The organism is Psychroflexus tropicus DSM 15496, assembly GCF_000378765.1.
GTDB lineage: Bacteria > Bacteroidota > Bacteroidia > Flavobacteriales > Flavobacteriaceae > Psychroflexus > Psychroflexus tropicus.
In genome coordinates, this window is the sequence record NZ_KB905343.1 from 541,218 (window position 1) to 560,858 (window position 19,641).

23 protein-coding genes and 1 other RNA gene are annotated in these 19,641 nt (G+C 35.5%); 13 read left to right on the forward strand and 11 right to left on the reverse strand.

Going from position 1 to position 19,641, the window contains the following annotated elements; all coding sequences use genetic code 11:
• A partial coding sequence (locus tag F598_RS15450; protein WP_026302578.1) for a T9SS type A sorting domain-containing protein occupies positions 1 to 1,032 on the forward strand: 1,032 nt, incomplete at its 5' end.
• Between the two features lie 45 nt (positions 1,033 to 1,077).
• Here the strand turns inward: F598_RS15450 and F598_RS0107320 are convergent.
• Both F598_RS0107320 and ssrA read right to left on the reverse strand, forming a co-directional pair.
• Complete coding sequence (locus F598_RS0107320) at positions 1,078 to 2,307, reverse strand: site-specific integrase (protein WP_019038384.1); 1,230 nt, start codon at positions 2,305 to 2,307, stop codon at positions 1,078 to 1,080.
• Positions 2,308 to 2,566: 259 nt separating this feature from the next.
• Positions 2,567 to 2,968: a transfer-messenger RNA gene (ssrA, locus tag F598_RS15085) on the reverse strand.
• A gap of 201 nt (positions 2,969 to 3,169) precedes the next feature.
• Between ssrA and F598_RS0107330 the strand changes: the two genes are divergently transcribed.
• Both F598_RS0107330 and F598_RS0107335 read left to right on the forward strand, forming a co-directional pair.
• The gene (locus tag F598_RS0107330) at positions 3,170 to 3,382 is read left to right on the forward strand and encodes a hypervirulence associated TUDOR domain-containing protein (protein ID WP_019038386.1); all 213 of its coding nucleotides are present in this window, start codon (positions 3,170 to 3,172) and stop codon (positions 3,380 to 3,382) included.
• A gap of 101 nt (positions 3,383 to 3,483) precedes the next feature.
• Positions 3,484 to 4,689, forward strand: a complete 1,206-nt coding sequence (locus tag F598_RS0107335; protein ID WP_019038387.1) for an NAD(P)-dependent oxidoreductase — start codon at positions 3,484 to 3,486, stop codon at positions 4,687 to 4,689.
• A gap of 264 nt (positions 4,690 to 4,953) precedes the next feature.
• Here the strand turns inward: F598_RS0107335 and F598_RS0107340 are convergent, their stop codons facing one another.
• From F598_RS0107340 to gcvT, 4 genes are all read right to left on the reverse strand, one after another.
• Positions 4,954 to 5,577 (reverse strand): NAD(P)H-dependent oxidoreductase, encoded by a 624-nt coding sequence (locus F598_RS0107340; protein ID WP_019038388.1) that lies wholly within the window; start codon positions 5,575 to 5,577, stop codon positions 4,954 to 4,956.
• A gap of 95 nt (positions 5,578 to 5,672) precedes the next feature.
• On the reverse strand, positions 5,673 to 5,957 hold the full coding sequence (locus F598_RS0107345) for a 4a-hydroxytetrahydrobiopterin dehydratase (RefSeq protein ID WP_019038389.1): 285 nt from the start codon (positions 5,955 to 5,957) through the stop codon (positions 5,673 to 5,675).
• 52 nt (positions 5,958 to 6,009) lie between these two features.
• Positions 6,010 to 6,816 (reverse strand): sugar nucleotide-binding protein, encoded by an 807-nt coding sequence (locus F598_RS0107350; RefSeq protein ID WP_245539762.1) that lies wholly within the window; start codon positions 6,814 to 6,816, stop codon positions 6,010 to 6,012.
• A gap of 98 nt (positions 6,817 to 6,914) precedes the next feature.
• On the reverse strand, positions 6,915 to 7,997 hold the full coding sequence (gcvT, locus tag F598_RS0107355; protein ID WP_019038391.1) for a glycine cleavage system aminomethyltransferase GcvT: 1,083 nt from the start codon (positions 7,995 to 7,997) through the stop codon (positions 6,915 to 6,917).
• 175 nt (positions 7,998 to 8,172) lie between these two features.
• Here gcvT and F598_RS0107360 point away from each other — a divergent pair, with 175 nt between their 5' ends.
• A complete protein-coding gene (locus tag F598_RS0107360; protein WP_019038392.1) occupies positions 8,173 to 8,820 on the forward strand; it encodes a response regulator in 648 nt (215 codons plus the stop codon).
• Here the strand turns inward: F598_RS0107360 and F598_RS14510 are convergent.
• Complete coding sequence (locus F598_RS14510) at positions 8,817 to 9,488, reverse strand: histidine kinase (protein ID WP_051080726.1); 672 nt, start codon at positions 9,486 to 9,488, stop codon at positions 8,817 to 8,819. The two genes, F598_RS0107360 and F598_RS14510, sit on opposite strands and share 4 nt — an antisense overlap.
• A complete protein-coding gene (locus F598_RS0107370) occupies positions 9,485 to 10,909 on the reverse strand; it encodes a S41 family peptidase (RefSeq protein WP_019038394.1) in 1,425 nt (474 codons plus the stop codon). The genes F598_RS14510 and F598_RS0107370 overlap by 4 nt, the downstream gene beginning before the upstream one ends.
• An 86-nt stretch (positions 10,910 to 10,995) precedes the next feature.
• On the opposite strand from F598_RS0107370, the gene F598_RS0107375 reads away from it, so the two are divergent.
• The 5 genes from F598_RS0107375 (at position 10,996) to F598_RS0107395 (ending at position 13,473) form a co-directional block, all read left to right on the forward strand.
• Positions 10,996 to 11,523, forward strand: a complete 528-nt coding sequence (locus F598_RS0107375) for an RNA polymerase sigma factor (protein WP_019038395.1) — start codon at positions 10,996 to 10,998, stop codon at positions 11,521 to 11,523.
• Complete coding sequence (locus F598_RS0107380) at positions 11,510 to 11,941, forward strand: hypothetical protein (protein ID WP_019038396.1); 432 nt, start codon at positions 11,510 to 11,512, stop codon at positions 11,939 to 11,941. The genes F598_RS0107375 and F598_RS0107380 overlap by 14 nt, the downstream gene beginning before the upstream one ends.
• Positions 11,942 to 11,952: 11 nt before the next feature.
• Complete coding sequence (locus F598_RS0107385; RefSeq protein ID WP_019038397.1) at positions 11,953 to 12,486, forward strand: DUF4252 domain-containing protein; 534 nt, start codon at positions 11,953 to 11,955, stop codon at positions 12,484 to 12,486.
• Between the two features lie 2 nt (positions 12,487 to 12,488).
• Positions 12,489 to 13,022 (forward strand): DUF4252 domain-containing protein, encoded by a 534-nt coding sequence (locus F598_RS0107390; RefSeq protein ID WP_033408452.1) that lies wholly within the window; start codon positions 12,489 to 12,491, stop codon positions 13,020 to 13,022.
• Between the two features lie 82 nt (positions 13,023 to 13,104).
• Positions 13,105 to 13,473 carry a DoxX family protein gene (locus F598_RS0107395; RefSeq protein ID WP_019038399.1) on the forward strand — a complete coding sequence of 123 codons (369 nt, stop codon included), beginning with the start codon at positions 13,105 to 13,107 and terminating at the stop codon, positions 13,471 to 13,473.
• Here the strand turns inward: F598_RS0107395 and F598_RS0107400 are convergent.
• The gene (locus F598_RS0107400) at positions 13,470 to 14,162 is read right to left on the reverse strand and encodes a hypothetical protein (RefSeq protein WP_019038400.1); all 693 of its coding nucleotides are present in this window, start codon (positions 14,160 to 14,162) and stop codon (positions 13,470 to 13,472) included. The two genes, F598_RS0107395 and F598_RS0107400, sit on opposite strands and share 4 nt — an antisense overlap.
• Complete coding sequence (locus F598_RS0107405) at positions 14,159 to 14,755, reverse strand: acyl carrier protein phosphodiesterase (RefSeq protein WP_019038401.1); 597 nt, start codon at positions 14,753 to 14,755, stop codon at positions 14,159 to 14,161. Before F598_RS0107405 ends, F598_RS0107400 begins: the two co-directional genes overlap by 4 nt.
• 102 nt (positions 14,756 to 14,857) lie before the next feature.
• Here F598_RS0107405 and glmM point away from each other — a divergent pair, with 102 nt between their 5' ends.
• The gene (gene glmM / locus F598_RS0107410; RefSeq protein ID WP_019038402.1) at positions 14,858 to 16,240 is read left to right on the forward strand and encodes a phosphoglucosamine mutase; all 1,383 of its coding nucleotides are present in this window, start codon (positions 14,858 to 14,860) and stop codon (positions 16,238 to 16,240) included.
• Between the two features lie 35 nt (positions 16,241 to 16,275).
• On the opposite strand, the gene F598_RS0107415 is transcribed toward glmM, so the two are convergent.
• Positions 16,276 to 17,160 carry a lysophospholipid acyltransferase family protein gene (locus F598_RS0107415; RefSeq protein ID WP_026302581.1) on the reverse strand — a complete coding sequence of 295 codons (885 nt, stop codon included), beginning with the start codon at positions 17,158 to 17,160 and terminating at the stop codon, positions 16,276 to 16,278.
• A gap of 55 nt (positions 17,161 to 17,215) precedes the next feature.
• Between F598_RS0107415 and F598_RS0107420 the strand changes: the two genes are divergently transcribed.
• From F598_RS0107420 to F598_RS0107430, 3 genes are all read left to right on the forward strand, one after another.
• The gene (locus F598_RS0107420; protein WP_019038404.1) at positions 17,216 to 17,863 is read left to right on the forward strand and encodes a rhomboid family intramembrane serine protease; all 648 of its coding nucleotides are present in this window, start codon (positions 17,216 to 17,218) and stop codon (positions 17,861 to 17,863) included.
• 70 nt (positions 17,864 to 17,933) lie between these two features.
• On the forward strand, positions 17,934 to 18,494 hold the full coding sequence (locus tag F598_RS0107425) for a PASTA domain-containing protein (RefSeq protein ID WP_019038405.1): 561 nt from the start codon (positions 17,934 to 17,936) through the stop codon (positions 18,492 to 18,494).
• Positions 18,495 to 18,531: 37 nt separating this feature from the next.
• Positions 18,532 to 19,569 carry an RluA family pseudouridine synthase gene (locus F598_RS0107430; RefSeq protein WP_019038406.1) on the forward strand — a complete coding sequence of 346 codons (1,038 nt, stop codon included), beginning with the start codon at positions 18,532 to 18,534 and terminating at the stop codon, positions 19,567 to 19,569.
• Positions 19,570 to 19,641 lie beyond the last annotated feature (72 nt).

Genomic DNA, 19,641 nt, shown 5'->3' on the forward strand with positions numbered 1-19,641 from the left:
GGAACTTGTCCAAATTCGTCAGATGTTAGTGTCACGATCAACGCTTTAGATGATGCTTCATTCTCGTATGCTGAAAATGAATATAGTGTAGAAAGTGACGATCCAACTCCAACGATCACAGGATTATCGGGTGGAACCTTTACTTCAGCAGCTGGACTTGTTATAGATGCTTCATCTGGAATAATTGATGTGAGTGTTTCTGCACCAGGAACCTACACTGTTTTTTATACTACCAATGGGGCTTGTTCAAACACAGCAAATTTTGAAATTACAATTCTAGACTGTACACTCTCAGCTTCAGCAGTAGCTACGAATGTAACCTGTGCTAGTGATACTGATGGATCTATTGAATTAACAGTAACCGGAGGTACTTTACCTTATACATTTGCTTGGAACAATTCTGCAACAACAGAAGATGTATCAGGTCTTCCCGTTGGAAACTACGAGGTTACTGTTACAGATGCTAGAAATTGTTCAGTTATAGTTTCTATAGAGGTCGAGGCTGTAGATAATGTAGATCCAGTAATTTCTTGTCTTAGTGATCAAACCATCACCTTAACTTCTGGTGAGACCACCTATACAGTTCCTGACTTTGTCGGTAATGGTGATGTTACAGCAACAGATAATTGTGATGGAAATGTTGCCAGTATTACTCAAAATCCAGCTCCAGGTTCGAGCCTGAGTCAGGGTGAATATGATTTTACTTTCATAGCTACAGATCTTGCTGGTAATACAGATGAATGTACAGTTAAAATTACTGTAGAAGAGACTTTAGGACTAGATGACCTAAGCCTTAATACCCTGAGTATATATCCTAATCCGGTTGGAAATCTATTGTCCATCGAGCTTCCAGATTATGTGGAATTAGAAGATATGACCATTTATGATTTAACAGGTAAGGAGGTGATGAACATAAATTTGAATCGTAATCAAAAGCAGATTGACGTTTCGAATTTACAATCAGCTCAGTATTTGGTTTCCATCAGGTCAAAAAATGGAGCTAAAGTCATCAGACGATTATTAAAGAAGTAAAATACAAACTGTCCTTTTCTTGTAATTATAAGGAAAGGATAGTTTTTAATTTAGTTTGTTATTTTCTAACTTCTCTTTCAATAGTTTCATGTCATCACTGATCTTACGATCTACAATTCTGGCATAATGCTGAGTTGTTCTAAGATCTTTATGGCCAAGCATTTTACTTACAGTTTCAATTGGGACACCGTTAGTTAAAGTGATTGTCGTAGCAAATGTATGACGGGCTAAGTGAGTGGTTAGTGGTTTGGTTATTCCACACAACGCTGCAATTTCTTTTAGAAAGGCATTTGATTTTTGATTACTGAGAACGGGAAGAATACAGTTTCCTTTTTCAACTTCTGGATGTGTCTTATAACGTTCAATTATTTCTTCTGCAATTGGTAAAAGAGGTATACTACTAAGAGATTTTGTTTTAGTTCTTTTGATTCGTATCCATTTACCACCGTCAATTCCTGTAGTGATGTTGTTTGAACTTAATTTTTTAACATCGGAATAGGCTAGTCCGGTATAACAACTAAAAACAAACATATCTCTAACTAATTTCAACCTGTCAATATGAAGTTCTTTTTCAATCAACGTCTTTATTTCTTTTTCATTCAGGAATTCTCGCTCAACAGATTCAAATTGTACTTTGTAATTATAAAATGGATCTCTATCCATCCATTGATTAGCTAGTGCTATCCTGATAATTTTTTTAAAGTTGTTGACATATTTAAGTGCGGAATTATGATTACAAGCCTTTTTAGTTTTTAAGAAATATTCAAATTTGGTGATGAATTGATGGTTAATGTCATTCATGACCCAATCATTTGATTTGAATTCTCCTTTGATGAACTGTTCTATATGATTATAACAGGTCCAATAACGCTTAGCAGTGCTCTCTGAGATGCTCTTGCCCGAAAGCCGATCCATTTGTTGATTATGTTCTTTAAAGGCCTCTAAAGTCATTTTAGGCTTTTTTTTATTTTCGCCCTTCAATATACTTACCATTACTTCAGCTGTTATCGGCTGGTCATCATCTGACAATATCTGGTGAATTTTATTAAGCTTATGCCGAATATTATTAATGTGAGTATTGATCTCTTTTGCAGTTTGGTTATTTCCCATAACCTTTTGCATTTTAGAATGCCAGAATTCCGGCTGTATTCTTCGGGAAATACTAAATTCTTTTCTTTTACTGTCGACTGTAATGCGGAGATAAATAGGTGCAAGACCACGTTTATTTATCTTCTTATTTAGAAGGTGAAAGTGCGTGTAAAAATCGGTTTTCATGAGAAATTAAAATTTTAGGTCTCGAATGGTCACCTAAACTACCTAAAAAGAAGATAAAAAATAAAATTTTAACCTTATGTAAAGAATTGAAAAACAATGCCTTGAAGGCTTAGCGAGACCCCTTTTTATAGTTACACAATGGGTCACCGTATTGGTCTCGCTTAGGATCATATTATTTGATATTAAATGACATTGGTAAAAACAAAAAACCCTGTAAATCATAGACTTACAGGGTTTATGTATGAGTTTGATACTCAAAAAGTGGAGTCGGGGAGACTCGAACTCCCGTCCAAACAAGCAATTCAACAGCTTTCTACACGCTTAGTTTTCTCTTGGATTGTCGGGACAAGACTGGCTGAAAACCACCTACCTTGTCCTTATCCTCAATTAAGTTTCACTAACGCATCAAGGCCCTGCGCTAGCTATATTTACTTTACCGGTGCCTCTGTTGCAAACGCCGTAAATCAAGGCTTTTGCGAGACATCTTAGCTCCCAACCTTGTTGGGATTAAGCATATCCTACTGTGATTCAGATTATGCAGCCAAGGCGTAATTATCTTCGCCGTTTAAAAAAGTGTGAAATATGAGATTTACGAGCTATATCCCAGCGCTCGGCGTGCTTACCATTCAATTGGTCTTGCTGTCAAAACCAAATCGACCCCATTTTTAAAAAGGAGTGAAGCAAAAATTTACTATCACGTCAATGAACACTTAAAACCTATTGAATTATAGATTATTTTAGTGGATGCAAAGCTACTAAAAATACCAGGTAAACTATATGTTGTTTAAAATTTATAATGAGATTAAGATTTTTTACTAGCTCTTGCTTATAAATTTATTATTTCATTCAATAAGTTGATATTATGATAAAAGAAGGTACAAAAGTTCAATGGAACTGGGGTCAAGGCAGCGCTGAAGGCACAGTAAAAGAGTCTTACACACATAAAGTTACTAAAACCATAAAAGGTTCAGAAATAACCCGCGATGGTAAGAAGAATAATAAAGCGCTTTTAATAGAACAGGAGGACGGAACCTTTGTTTTAAAAAGCGAGAGTGAAGTTGAGCGCTTAGATTGATTTTTAATAGTTCCGATTTGTTGTGCACGTTCTTTTATCGTTCTATTTTAGTCGAAACTTTAATAAGATAATTCTAACAGCGTTATCTTAAAACCAAGTCTATGACGATAGGAATTATAAAAGAACGCAAAACACCACCAGATCGTAGAGTTGTGTTTTCGCCACAAAAAGCGGCAGAAGTCCAGATGCAATTCAAAGATTTAGAATTTGTAATTGAGCCTTCAGACATTCGAATATTCTCAGATCAGGCTTATAAAGAGGCGGGTTTACGACTTTCAAAAGACCTCTCCAGTTGCGATGTCTTGTTAGGAGTCAAAGAAGTGCCTATTGATGCTCTTTTACCCAATAAAGCTTATTTTTTCTTTTCGCATACCATCAAGAAACAACCCTATAACAGAGACTTACTTAAAGCAGTGTTAGAAAAGCGGATAGAACTTTATGATCATGAAGTCGTTACTGCTCCTCAGGGCAATCGCTTAATTGGCTTTGGTCGTTACGCTGGTTTAGTTGGAGCTTACAATGGGTTTAGAACTTTAGGCTTAAGAGATCAATTATTCAATCTGCCTAAAGTTGAAGGTCTGGAGGACTTAAGTGCAGTTAAAGATCAGCTCGACCAAATTAAAGTTCCACCTCTTAAGATTTGTCTTTCTGGACTTGGCAAAGTTGCCATGGGAGCTAAAGAGATTTTAGATTATCTAAAAATTAAGCAGGTTGGAGTAGAGGCCTTTCTAGAAACTGAATTTGAAGAGCCAGTTTATTGTAACATCGATGTGATGGACTATAACAAACGAATAGATGGAAAGCCAGGCAAAATCTCTGAATTCTTTTTGGATCCCACACCTTATAAATCTGATTTTATGCGATTTGCAAAGGTTACCAATTTCTTCATTGCCGGTCATTTCTACGGAGATGACGCTCCTTTTCTGTTTACCAGGGAAGATACTAAACATAAAGATTTTAAAATTGACCTTATCGCCGATATAAGCTGTGACATCGACGGTCCCGTAGCTTCTACTATTCGCCCTTCTACCATCGCCGATCCTTTTTATGGTTACGATCCAAAAACCGAGTCTGAAGTTGCTTTTGATGCTGATGGAGCTATCACAGTGATGGCCGTAGATAATTTACCCTGTGAATTGCCCAAGGATGCAAGTGAGGGATTCGGTGACATGTTTGCAGAACACGTGATTCCTGCTTTTTTTAATAAGGATTTAGATGGAATTTTAGAACGTGCCAGAATGACAAAAGATGGTGAACTGACACCTAGATATAAATACTTACAGGACTTTGTTGATGGGAAAGAGTAGTGTTGAATTTAGAATTTTTTGATTAGAGTCAAGAATCGAGATGATTTGATACAAGACTACAGACTCTTTGACTCATGACTTATTACTCGACTACCCGATTACACGATAAACGGAAAACGCTAAACTCTAATTCCCATCCAGGTCCAATCAATTGCTTAATTGATAAAATTAGATCTTAAATCTCAAGTCTAAACTCTTTAATCTAACATCAGAATCTGATGTCTAACATCTAAAATCTAAAATCTAAAGTCTAACATCAAAAATCTAGTATTCAATAATCGTCTCTTCCTGAGGGCGTCTTACTTTTTTAAAATCGGCAAACTTATCATCTTTTGCTCTATAGCCAATCGGTAGGACTAATGCTGAAGAAATCCCTTTGTCATTAAGCTTTAAAATATCATCGTAAGCTTTAGGATCAAACCCTTCCATGGGACAGGCATCAATTTTTTCTGAGGCACATACCGTAAGCAGATTGCCTAAGGCTAAATAAGCCTGGTTGATCGCCCAATTATGGATATGCTGTTCTGACTTATTCCCAAAGTCCTTCAATAAGAATTCTTTAAAAGGCTTCACAGTTTCATCATTAACATCTCGTATTTCTTTCTGAAGTTCAAAATTGTGGTTGATGAATTCAGCATCAATTGTGTTTTCAATACAGATGATTAAAACATGAGAGGCACTTTTGACTTGAATTTGATTATAACTGTGTTTAAACAATCTATCTTTTATACTTTGTTCTTTTACAATTACTAATCTTAGGGGTTGTAATCCATAAGAAGTAGGAGTGAGATTGAAGGCTTTTTTTATAAGTTCAATCTTTGTGCTGTCAATTTTTCTTTCATCGTCAAACTTCTTAGTCGCATATCTCCATTCTAAAGCATTGATCATAATCCGATATTTTTTGGACAAATATATACTTAGTTGGGTAAAAGTGTTTAAGACTTAACTAAATTAACTCAACTTTTGTTAAAGGATAGTCCGAATTATGCTGAAACAATAGATTCTATGGTATGAGCCAGTTTAAAATCTTTATCAGTAACCCCGTCAGCATCATGGGTGGATAAACTTATTTCTAAGGTATTATACACATTAAACCAGTTGGGATGGTGTTGCTGAGCTTCTGCTTCAAAAGCAATTCTGGTCATCGCAGAAAAGGCGTCTTTAAAGTTTTCGAATTCTAGTGTGGTATGAATGGCATTTTCGTTATAGCTCCACCCTTCTAATTTCTCTAATTGACTTAAAATCTCTTTTTCTTCTAATGGTTTCATATTGAAATATTTTTAATTGAATATACAATTCATCTTCATGAAAACCTTAATCTTAAGATAGTTTTACAGAGTCTGCAACTACTTCTTCAATAGTGATTTGAAGGTTCTTTGGCAAAATATTTTCCTTTGGTATAACAGCTATATAGCGGTCCTCATTAGAGTTATACACATTCTTAAAGATGGGCTGTTCTAGCTCTAAGCCTTTCAGTATATCGTAAATCAACTCTTTATGGTGAATCAGGTTTTGACTACCGAGATGATACACTCCATTTAATTCTCTATTGATGATATAATGAATTTGCTGAGCAAATTTATCTTGAGTAGTAGCATTGATAACTACATTAGGAAAGACTTCTATTGGTTCTTTTAATTCGTGTTGTAATTTCAATTCCTTAACCCTTGGAGAATTGTGTCCGTAAATCATGGGTAACCGAACGATGGTATATAGTGGGTTTGGCAGTCTGAGCAATGCATTCTCTATTCTGATTTTAAATCTGCCATAAACACTTTCAGATAAGGTTTTATCATATTCGTAGGAAGGGTAATTGGTAAAGACATCGAAAACATTAGCGGAAGAAATGAAAATTAATTTCTTTTGAAATTTGATCAGATAAGCAATGATTTCAAAATGAACATGGGTTTGAGCTGTAAAATCTCCGCGAATGGCAGAAATAATAAGATCTGGAGCTAATTCATCGAGTAAAAGGCTCAATGTTTCTGTCTCGGCATTCCATTGAAACATACGCTTATTACTTTCTAAAGTAGCATTGTCTCGAGCATAGGTGCCATAGACATCATAATATGGAGACAATTCTTTGATCAGAGCACTTCCAAGAAAGCCGCTTGCTCCTAAAATCAATATTTTTTTACTGTGTTTAATGTTTCTAGTATTTATTTTAAATAAAAATGAGCCATTTCTATGCCAGAAACGACTCACATTATGAACTTATTATAATGTTAACCTTTATAAAATGGAGGTTTTACAATAACAGCTTTGATTTGTTTTTTCCTGATTTGTATTAAAATTTCATTTCCAAACTTGGCATATTCTGTTTTCACATATCCCATTCCTATTGCTTTTTTTAAACTCGGAGACATGGTTCCTGAAGTAACTTGTCCTATGCTATCGCCTTGCATATTCAATAACTCATAACCCTGTCTTGGGATGCCTTTGTCAATCACTTCGAAAGCTATTAATTTTCTAGATGGACCTTCTTCCTTTTCTTTTTTTAGAGCCTCCGCATTGACGAAGTCTTTGGTGAACTTAGTAATCCAACCCAACTTAGCTTCAATTGGAGAGGTAGTTTCATCGATATCATTTCCGTAGAGACACATGCCCATCTCTAAGCGTAATGTATCTCTTGCTGCTAATCCTATAGGTTGAATGCCAAAGTCTTTACCGGCTTCAAGGACTCGAGTCCATATTTGTTCGGCATCTGTATTTTTGAAATAAATTTCAAACCCACCACTACCAGTGTAGCCTGTCGCAGAAATAATGACATCTTTCGCACCAGCAAATTCTCCAACTTCAAAATGGTAAAATTTAATTTGAGATAAGTCCAATGGCGATACGCTCTGCATGGCTTCTACCGCTTTTGGTCCTTGAATGGCCAATAAAGAATAGTCATCAGATCGATTTATTAATTCAGCATCAAATGTATTATGAGAAGAGATCCACTCCCAGTCTTTGTCTATATTAGAGGCGTTGACCACCATCATGAATTTTTCTTCATTGAATTTGTAGATAATCAAATCATCCACAATTCCTCCTGTAGCATTAGGCATGCAGGTGTATTGTGCTTGTCTGTCAACTAGCTTAGACACATCATTGGAAGTAACAAACTGCAGTAATTGAACAGCTTCTTTACCCTCTACAAAAAATTCTCCCATATGAGATACATCAAAGACTCCAAGATGCTTTCGTACGGTTTCATGTTCAATGTTGACACCAGAGTAGGAGACTGGCATCTCGTATCCTGCAAAAGGAACCATTTTGGCTCCAAGTTGGTGGTGAATAGGATTAAGTGCTGTGGATTTCATAGGCTTATTTTTCAGTCTGCAAATTTAAGATTAAAATGAAGATTGAAACCCTATGCGAGGTTTATTTAGTTATAAAATTAAAACCGGAGGACAATTTTTTTCGTACGTAATAAAAATAATTTGTAGTATTAAATCTACTTTTATTAATTTAGTATAATATTTAACCAAAATAAATTTGAAAAAAATAACCAAAATCATTCTAGCAGATGATCATGATGTGGTAAAACACGGAGTTGAAGCGATTTTGAGGCAATCTATTCTTTCTCCAGAAATCATCAAAGTGTCATCTACCAATGAGCTTAGAAATCAGCTTCTTGCTCATAAAAACGTTGATCTTGTTATTCTGGATATTAAAATGCCAGGAGGCAATACGGTAGATATTGTGAAAGATATCAAGGCAAATTCTTCAAGCATTAAAATTTTGATGTACTCTGCTCACGAAGAACCACAGTACGCTATTAATTTTATAAGGAATGGTGCAGATGGTTATTTGAGTAAATCGCAGCCCCTACAAAAAATTGCTTTAGCGGTGAAGGTGTTAGAAAATAATAAACGCTTTATAGATGAAGATATCGAGGATGAGCTTTTAAATAAAAAGAATGGAAACGACATGTCCTTATCCAATCTGTTATCTCATCGAGAATTTCAAATTTTATCTTTGCTGGCCGATGGTAAGAGTAACCTTGATATTTCAGAAGAATTAAATCTTCAAAAATCTACGGTAAGTACTTACAAGAAACGTATCATGCAAAAACTGAATATCAATACTAACATCGGCTTAGTTGATGCTTATCGAACAGATTATAACATCGCTGCGAATTAATTCTTAATGAGATTTAATTTGATGCAGTTTTCCTTTTGTTTACGATTAAATTTAGCCTGTAGATATTGATAGGCCAATATATAAACCTCATTTTCTTTTTGTTTTTCTGATTTTTCCCGTAGCCTTTCATTAAAATCACTTGATAAAACCTCAAAGTTGAATTTAATTTCGACAACCTTGTCTTTGTTTTGCACTTGAATTGACACAGGTGTCAAGTTAATGGATTTGAGTAAAGAACAGGTGGAAGCGATTATATACTGATAAATAATTCCGTCACTCAGAGTGATGTCATTTTTAATACGTGTTTCGATATCTTTTTTAAAAACATCTTTAATCGATGAATCCAGAATACAGCTAAGCCTTGATTTTTCTGTATGCAACTCTTCAATTACAGCTTTAGCGTTTTTAACTATTAAATGAGCTTCATGACTTAATTTGGAGGTGGATGATCCTAAGACTCTAGACGTTTCCCTTAAGTCTTCATTGTCATCAGAATCTATTTGAGATTCCAGAATTTCTGTTGAAAACTTAAGATAACTCAATGGAGAAGCTAAATCATGAGAGACTGAAGCCACTAAAGACTTGTAGGCTTTTTTCAGCTGGTTGAGCTCCAGCAGAAGTTCTACCTTTTCTTCCAATGCTAAAACGTTATGATCTATAGATTTCAAAATGATAGGGCTCCGTCCTCTAAATACATACGCTGGTAGGTAGGTGAATTCATTTGATTTTCACCTAAATGCTCTATGGTTCTCAGCCATTTTGATTCTTGAGAAGAAGAAGGCTGAAAACCCGGACTTATTTCTTGTAAAGCCCTGTTAAGTAAAGTTTCATTAGGATCACCAATTACACCCAAGTCACTAAAGTTTTCTTGCTGTTCTATATCTGGAGGTAGGCCGGCAAAAAAATCTGTAAATCCCACCTTATTCGCCGTTCTAAGTATGAGCGGCTGTATAGCATAGGTGTGCTCCAAACTTACATTATCACGGAGAAAGTTTGGTGAATCATAAAGCGTTGCAGAACCTTCAAACTTACCTTCAGTAGTGGTTCCAATTTGGACAACATCAATATAGGGGTTCAAGGCATTAATTAGCAACTCACTTGCAGAAGCAGAAGCTCCCGAGGTTAGCACAAACACTCGAGATAAATTTAAGCTGTTAATGTTTTCTCCTGTTGAAATTTGATTATCAAAAATAAGGTTTTCAGTTTCAAAATTATCATTGAAAAGTTGTTGAGCAAAAACTTCTCCTTGGAACTGGCCAGTAATCATGCTGGATAAATCCTTACAGGTCTCAATGCTCCCTCCAGAATTATACCTTAAGTCTAAAACTAATTCCGTTACACCCTGAGCCTTAAAATCTGCGAAAATTCCGTTCAATTCAGAATTAAAAGGAGTTCTGAAATTATTATACATCAAATAACCAACACTTTGGCCATCTGCATCTATCACTTTATGCTCAAAAATAGGATTCTCTGTGAGTTGGATTTTTGCAAGATTGACCTCTTCATCTAAATTCACTAATTCATTACCTTGAAATTCTGCCAGTCCAATTGTATAGGAATCAGGAGCCAGGAGTTGACCAAAATTGGTATCTGGTGTAAATTCAATACCATCTATACTTGTGAATATCATACCGCGTTCCAGGCCAGCACTTTCGGCTGGGGAACCAGGAATAACATACCTTACAAATCCAAAAACAGTAGTAGTGCCTGTAAATTGGACTAAACCAAAAGCCATACCATTAGAAAGTGAAATCCCATCCTGATTCAGTTCTAAAGTCACATAATCTGAAACAATAAAGCTAAAGCGATCCTGATCGGCTAAGAGTGAAAAAAAGAAATCCACCGGTGATTCTATACTTTCCAAAAAACTTCTGTACTCATCACTACTTTCAAATCTGTCATTAGCCAAATCTGGAGCATCGCTTTTATAAACATAAAAGGTGTTCATTCCCTTCCAAATAAAGTCTTTTATATTGGTTTGATTGGCTAAGTCATTGATATTGTTAATATTATCATCTCTATCGTCCTGACAGGAAGAAAAACCTAAGGTGATGACTAGGCTAACTAGAAGTAATCTACTTACTTTCATATTCAATCTTAATTTGAGCTAAAAATAATCAAATTATAGATAGAAATATGTTTAGATGTAACAAATCCTTTGTTGCATCGTCTTCAATGAAACAGCACAAAAGAATGGCTTCTGAATTTTATTCGACAGAAATTTTACCGCTACAAGATAAAATCTTTAGATTTTCTCGTCGTCTGTTATCTTCTGAAACAGCAGCCAAAGATGCAACACAAGATGTTCTTTTAAAACTTTGGAAATTGAGAGATCAACTTAATGAAGTTAAAAATATTGAAGCCTATGCCATGACGATGACTAAAAATAAATGCTATGATGTTATAAAGTCTAAACATCATAAAACTTTAGAGCTAGTTCACAGTAATTATACTAACGAAAGTTCTTCTTTGTCTTCACAAATTGAAGCTAGAGACGAAGTTAGCCTGGTAGCTAAATTTATAGAAGCATTGCCTGAACAGCAACGGGCGGTCATACAGCTTAGGGATATAGAACAGTTCAGCAATAAAGAGATTGAAGATATTCTAGGAATGAATTCTACCTCGGTTAGAGTAGCATTATCTAGAGCAAGAAAAAAAATTATGAGTGAATTGAAAAAAACGGCAGATTATGGAATACGATAACAAATACATTCGCCATTTATTGCAATTGTATGAAGAAGGCGAAAGCTCTCTGGAGCAGGAGAAAGAGTTGAAAGCCTATTTCTCTTCCGGTCATTATGATGAGGCTTTTAAGGAGTACGCTCTATTGTTTCAATTTTTTGAAGCAGAATCGGGAACGCAACACCCTGGTGAGGTAGTGCTTCCAAAACAAAAGTCCAGATTTTCCTGGATGAATATAGCTGCCAGCATTTGTATTATTATCGGTGCGCTCTGGTTTTACCAATACCAAGTTGAACAAGAAAAATTAGCTGAAGCGAGAGTGGCTTTTGAAAAAACACAAAATGCACTTAATCTCATCTCTTTAAATATGAATAAGGGTCTAGAAAAATTGGAATATGTAGAAGTATTCAGCGAAAAGAAAAATGAAATATTGAAATAAAAAGAAAAACTATGAAAACAATTAAATTATTAGGTCTGATGATGACCATGGCTATTTTGAGCTCAAATGCTATAGCTCAGAACTTTTCTAAGTACGACGAATATCGTGAAGTCAACGCCTTTGTGATTAACAAAAGCATGTTTAAGCTGATGAGTAATCTCGATTTGGAAAGTGAAGATGAGGATGTGAAAGTAGTGATGGATATTGTCGAAAATCTTGATGATATCAAAATATATACTACAGAAAATATCAAGATTGGGAAAGAACTTCAAGCTGATTTTAATGCCTTAAAAGCTAAAAATAATTTAGAAGAATTAATGAGGGTTAAAAGCGATGGTAATGATGTCTATTTTTACATCAAGCCAGGCAAGTCAGACGATTTCGTGAAGCAGCTTCTCATGTTTGTGAGTTCTACTGAGAAAAATGATACTCAATCTGTGTTGATGATGATCAATGGAAATATCGATCTCAAAAATATTTCGAAAATAACCAGCCAGATGAACATCCCTGGAGGAAAATCTCTAGAAAACCTTAAAAACCAATAATTATGAAAAAGATAATCCCCTTAATAATACTGGCTATTTTAACTTACTCTTGTAATTCTAACCCAAGTTTACAAGAATATATGGTAGAAAAGGAAAATTCTGAAGATTTTATTTCTGCAAGTATTCCTACCAATATCTTATTTCAAAACCTGGAAGGTATATCTGATGAAAAGTCAGAAAGCTTGAGAAAAATTGAAAAAATCAACATCTTAGCTTTAACGAGTAAAAAGGATAGTACTAAGTTAGAAACCGAACGTAGCGAACTGAGGTCCATCTTAAATAATGATACTTATGAATCTCTTATCAATTTTAAAGGTGGAGAAAGAGAAGCCAGATTTGCTTTCTCTGGTTCTGAAGATAAAATCGATGAACTCATTTTCTTTGGGTACGATTCTAATATGGGACTTATTCTTTTGAGAATGCGAGGTAATGAAGTAAACGTCAATGATATCTATAAGATTGCCCAATCGGCAGATCAATTTAACATGAGTGCTCTTCCGGGTCAATTTGGTGACTTATTAGGTGATTTAGAATAATAAGTTCATTTTGTCATTAAAATTATGTTAGAGTACCTTCAGCTTTGATTATTTTTAAGATATTCGTTAAAAACAATCTGATATGAGTACTGTATTGATAATATTAAAAATAATTATTGCGGTAGGTATCCTAAATGTATGGTTACTTCGATTTAACAAGAAAACAGAATGGAGGGGCGGAGGTGCTGGAAATATGAATGAAGAATTTGCAAAGTACGGTCTTCCCTTATGGTTTGTTCCAGTAGTTGGTTTTTTAAAGTTACTTTTTGCAGCCTTTTTAGTCATTAGTATTTTTAAGCCAGAATATAATTTAGCTTTTATTGGTGCCATTGGAATGGGTGTACTTATGATAGGAGCAATAGGAATGCACGTGAAAGTAGGGGATTCACCAAAACGCTCATTACCAGCCTTCTTAATGCTGGTCATGTCTGCTGTGATTGCTTTCGTTTAAGGTTTTGTGACCAAATTTGATATTTCGATAGGAATACCAAAGACGGTTTTTCTGGTCGATAATACTGCTCCAGAATCTGTCGATTTCCAATTGGTCCACTGAGCTTCTAAGCCACCTACAGGTATAATAGAGACCCACATTTTAAACGATGTGGGTCTTTTGTTTTGATCTAGTTTCCATAAATAAGAATCACCCGGCGTACTGCCTCCAGAGGTGTAGGTTACCAGTAAACTCTTATCTCCATCTTGCCTAACTATTTTTCTCTCTACCTGATCTTCCATAATCTTATAAGGCGCTACGAGCCAAAAAGAGTCATTATTAAAATTTTTGATGCAACTCTTTATCAGTGCTTGTTCATCGCTATTTTTGGAGGAGATGACTTCGCTTTTAGAATAGTCCGATAAATCTAACTTGACTTCGTAATCATCAGACTTTACAATCACATAGTCATCTGCTTTGTGCCATTCGTAAGAATGAATTCCTGCAAAAGTCCAACCTATATAAGACGTATTTTTATATGCTTCATAATTCAACTCCTCAAGTATTTGTTCTGCAAGTCGATCTGCTTCGTTAGGGGAGGACCCTTTCGGCAGTTCCTCAGACATAAAAAATCCTGCAATTGTAAAAATTAATAATAGACCAAGGAAACCAAGGCCTATCCACTTTAGTATTTTCAATAATTTCTTCATACTATCTTATTTAGTTCTTTGATTTTAGATTGGCAAAATGACTGAATGTCATCAAAAAAGAGACGAAATTCATCCTCAAACCTTTCTTGGTGCTGTAGATAAATATCAACCCCTATTTCAAGATGGGTGTCATGCTTAGTTTTACGATTCATTTGCATCAATATAGACTTCAAATCGTCCAGATTAGCATAGTTGAGGAGCCAATTATGTTCAATCATGTAAGGCACTACTTTACTTATCTTATTAGGTAACAGAAGTAAATTAGCATCTAATAACTGATAAAATTCTTCAGCATAAACCGATAATTTAGTCTGGCAATAATTTTTCCAGTTTTTAGCTAAAATATGATCGTAAATCATGTCGATTACAACAGAATTATAATGTCCTATTTCAGAAAAAAAACGATGAGCTCCTCGGGATACCAATTTATGATGATCTGTATAATCATCTATTGCTCTATGTAGCAATATGCCTCTTTGAATTTCTGAAGGGTATGTTTTATAGGATTTTCCTTTAATTTCATCGGCCATAAAATTCCCCAATTTAAGAAGATCATCATCACCAGAAAGAAAAATGTGTGCTAAATAATTCATTGCTCTAAATTAGATTATTAAGCAGTTTTAGCAAATTATTTATGAGTTAATTCTTTTGACTTGTATCTTTACAATCGAAAAATTTCATCAAAAAACTTAGTTATGACACTTATTAAATCTATTTCAGGCATTAGAGGTACCATTGGAGGTAGCATAGGCGAAAATCTAACGCCCATAGATATAGTGAAATTTTCTGCAGCTTATGGGCAGTGGATAAAAACACAACGGAATAAAGAACATTATAAAGTCGTTATTGGAAGAGATGCTAGAATATCTGGAAAGATGGTTCAATCACTAGTGATGCAAACTTTATCCGGAATGGGAATACATGTTGTAGACTTAGAACTATCCACCACACCAACGGTGGAAGTAGCAGTGACAATGGAACATGCCGATGGTGGAATTATACTTACTGCCAGTCATAATCCAAAACAATGGAATGCCCTAAAACTTTTGAATAAAGACGGTGAGTTTTTAAATGCTGAAGAAGGACAGCAAATATTAGAATTTGTGGACGAGGGCAAGGTTGAATTTGCAGAAGTAGATCAGTTAGGGAAAATCAGTTACCACAATGCTTATATCGATCTACATATCGAAGAAGTCATGAAACTGAATCTGGTTGAAGTCGACCAGATTAAGGAAGCTAAAATTAAAGTAGTGGTAGATGCCGTCAATTCTACTGGAGGAATTTCTATACCACCCCTTTTGGAAATGCTAGGTGTAGAAGTCATCAAGCTCTATTGTGAGCCTAATGGAAAATTCCCTCACAATCCAGAGCCATTAGCCAAAAACTTATCGGAACTCTCTAAAAAAGTAGTAGAAGAAAATGCGGATTTTGGTATAGCTGTAGATCCAGATGTAGATCGATTGGCTTTAGTAGATGAAAAAGGGGAAATGTTTGGAGAAGAGTATACCCTGGTAAGTGTTGCCGATTATGTTTTGAGTCGAAGAAAAGGAGCTACTGTAAGTAACCTATCCTCTTCGAGAGCCTTACGCGATGTCACAGAAAAACATGGCTGTAAATATTACGCCAGTGCTGTAGGAGAAGTAAATGTGGTTGCCAAAATGAAGGAAGTGAATGCCGTTATTGGAGGAGAAGGAAATGGAGGTATCATATATCCAGAGCTCCATTACGGAAGAGATAGCCTGGTGGGAGTAGCATTGTTTTTAAGTTTATTAACCGAAAAACAAATCAAGGTTTCAGAATTGAGATCTACCTACACTTCCTACTTCATGGCTAAGGAAAAAATAGAATTGACTCCACAATTAGACGTTGATTTATTACTAGACCGTATGGCTGAAAAGTACCAAGGAGAAGAGGTTTCAACAATCGACGGGGTTAAGATTGATTTTGCTGAAGAATGGGTTCATTTGAGAAAATCCAATACTGAGCCTATTGTTAGAATATACACCGAAGCTAAAAGCCAGAACAAAGCAGATGATCTCGCAAAGCGTTTCATTACAGAGCTTAAAGAAATGAGTTAGACTCACTACTTATTTCAATACAAAAAATTCAACTCCTAGATGCTGTCTAGGGGTTTTCTATGTTTCCAGCGTTTATGCGTCCATAAATAGTATTCTGGAGCTTCACGAATCTGATTTTCAAGTCTCCTAAGAAAGTCTTCGGTGATTTGAAAGTTTTCGTATTCTTTTGGTTCTCTGGTCATAATTTCAAATTCAGCAGTGTAATAGCCTCTTTTTACTTTCTTTATTTTACAGTAAGCAACGGCATAGTTTAATTTTTTGGCTAGAGTTTCAGCCCCAACAAATACAGGAACTTGATGACCCATAAATTCAGACCAATATTGATTCTTCTGCAATTTTGGGGACTGGTCGGCTATGAATCCACTTAAGGAGATTTCCCCTTTAGCTCTGGAGCGCAGTAGTTTCGGTACAGTCTCTTTGGTGTGTATAAGTTCGGTTCCAAATTTTGCTCGAATATCTCTTACGAGCTTATCAAAGTATTTATTCTTAAGTTTTTTATAGACACCGAAACCTTTCGCATTAGTAAATAGCTGGATGACGTAAGTCCATTCCCAGCTGGCGTAGTGCCCAAGTATAACGATTGTACTTTGCTTGTCTGCCTCTATAGCATTAATGACTTCAGGGTTTAGGACCTGAAAACGCTTTTTAATATCTTGTTTTGAAATTGTTATAGACTTTAAAGACTCAAATAATATATCACAGAGGTGTTTGTAAAACTTGGATGCGATCCTCAGTTTCTCCTCATCGTTTTTATTCGGAAAGGCGAGGTTTAGGTTTTCCATCACAACTTTTTTACGATAGCCTAAAACTCTGTAGACGAGAACATAACAAATATCAGACAGGCCATAAATAACCCGAAATGGTAATAGCGAAATGAGCCACATAAAAGGATAGAGGATGTAGAAAACGAGAGCCTGCATTTACCAAAAATTTCGCCAAAGATAGGTATATTTGGCTTTTTGAGATAAGAAACTTATGGGTGGACTAGATTTTGTTGTCATTGCGATTATAGCAGCTAATGTATTAATGTCGTTTAAAGGATTTAATGATTATGAATTCTTCAACAGGTATAAATTTGAAATTTCATCCATAAAGTCTGGGGATAAAATTAGAATTCTGAGTTCAGCATTTTTACATGTAGATACAACTCACTTATTTGTTAATATGCTGACTTTATATTTTTTTGCTTCCAGTGTAATCAGTTTTATCGGCACAGGTGGATTTTTGCTGGTATACTTCGGTAGCCTCGTTTTGGGTAATTTACTTTCATTGCAATTTCATAAGGATGAATATAATTACACGGCAGTAGGTGCCAGTGGTGCAGTTGTAGGTGTGCTTTATGCTGCCATTTTACTGCAACCAGACATGATGTTGGGCTTATTTTTTATCATACCTATTCCAGCTTATGTATTTGGTATAGGGTATTTGTTCTATTCGATTTGGGCCATGAAAGCCAGGCGGGATAACATTGGGCATGATGCCCATTTTGGTGGAGCAATGGGTGGTTATTTCATCACATTATTATTATCACCATGGGTGTTACAGCAACATTTACTTATGGTGATATTATTAGCCATCCCTATCGTTGTTCTTTTTGTATTACAGAAAATGGGAAAACTATAATTTTATAGATAGTCTAACGTTAATTTTATTCTGGATCAATCATAGTCTATATTTGCAATAATTTTTACTTATGAAATTCTTCAAGTTTATATTTAGCAAAGTTTTTTTATTACAGCTCATATTGGCGATAATTATTGTTGTCGCTCTTGTATTTGGGGCTCTTAAATATTTAGAAGTTGCAACCAATCATAATGAAACGATTACTGTACCCGATTTGTCTAAATTTGAATTGGATATCGTAGATAAAAAATTAGAAGAAATGAATTTAAGACGTGAAGTATTAGATTCAGCTAATTACAATCCTGACTTTCCTCCGTACTCCGTATTGGATCAAGTACCAAAGCCTGGCAAACAAGTAAAGGAGAATCGAAAGATTTACCTAACGCTGAACCCTTCAGGTTACATTGATGTAGAGATTCCACAAGGCCTCATCAGGAAGACCAGGCGGCAGGTTGAACCCACATTAATCGCCTTAGGGTTCAAAATCGGAGATATCATAAGGAAACCAGATATCGCAAAAGGAGCGATTTTAGAATTGCGACACAAAGGTGAAACCATTGAGGCTGGAGATTTTCTACCAAAAACTAGCACCATAGATTTAGTCGTTGGAGACGGCAGTGGAAGCCTTTAGTATTTAGAGCGCCACGACATACAAACAAAATACAAGCATGCAAGCACAAGATAATCTAGATGCAAACGATGACTTATATGAGCATCATAGTTTTACTGCCACCAAAGGTCAGGAACCTTTACGCGTGGATAAATTTTTAATGAATTTTATTGAAAATGCTACACGTAATAAAGTTCAGCAAGCTGCAAAAGACGGTAACATTTATGTAAATGGAGTTGCAGTAAAACAAAACTATAAGGTGAAGGCCGGAGATGAAGTCAAGGTGCTTTTAGAATATCCTCCTTATGAGAATCTACTCACGCCAGAAGATATTCCTTTGGATATAGTGTATGAAGATGATACTTTATTGGTAGTAAATAAGCCCGCAGGAATGGTCGTTCATCCAGGGCATGGTAATTATTCGGGGACGCTTATAAACGCACTCATTTTTCATTTCGACAGTTTGCCAAATAATAGCAGTGACAGACCTGGTCTGGTTCATAGGATTGATAAAGATACCAGTGGACTGTTAGTGATTGCTAAAACTGAAACGGCGATGGCACACTTAACAAATCAGTTCTTTCATAAAACAAGTAAGAGGGAATACGTAGCTTTAGTATGGGGGAATGTGAATGAGGATGAAGGCACTATCGAAGGAAACATAGGCAGAAATCCCAAAAACAGATTGCAAAACATCGTGTATTCTGGTGATGAAGCAGATCAGGGTAAGCCAGCTGTAACTCACTATAAGGTTTTAGAGCGTCTAGGGTACGTCACTTTAATCTCGTGTCAGCTGGAAACCGGTAGGACTCACCAAATCCGAGTTCATCTCAAACATATCGGTCACACTCTATTTAATGATGAGCGCTATGGCGGCGATAAAATCCTTAAAGGAACGACATTTACCAAGTATAAGCAATTTGTAGATAATTGTTTTAAAGTACTTCCACGCCAAGCTCTACACGCCAAAACCTTGGCATTTGAACATCCAACTACAAATGAATGGATGGAGTTTGACTCCAAAATTCCAGAGGATATGACACAGTGTATTGAGCGTTGGGAGAATTATGCAAAAAATAGTAAAGGCAATATTTAAAATAAGTCTTTCTAATAGTACTATCTTAAATAATTAGTTAAGCCGATACCTTAGGTTCTGAAATTCATTTAT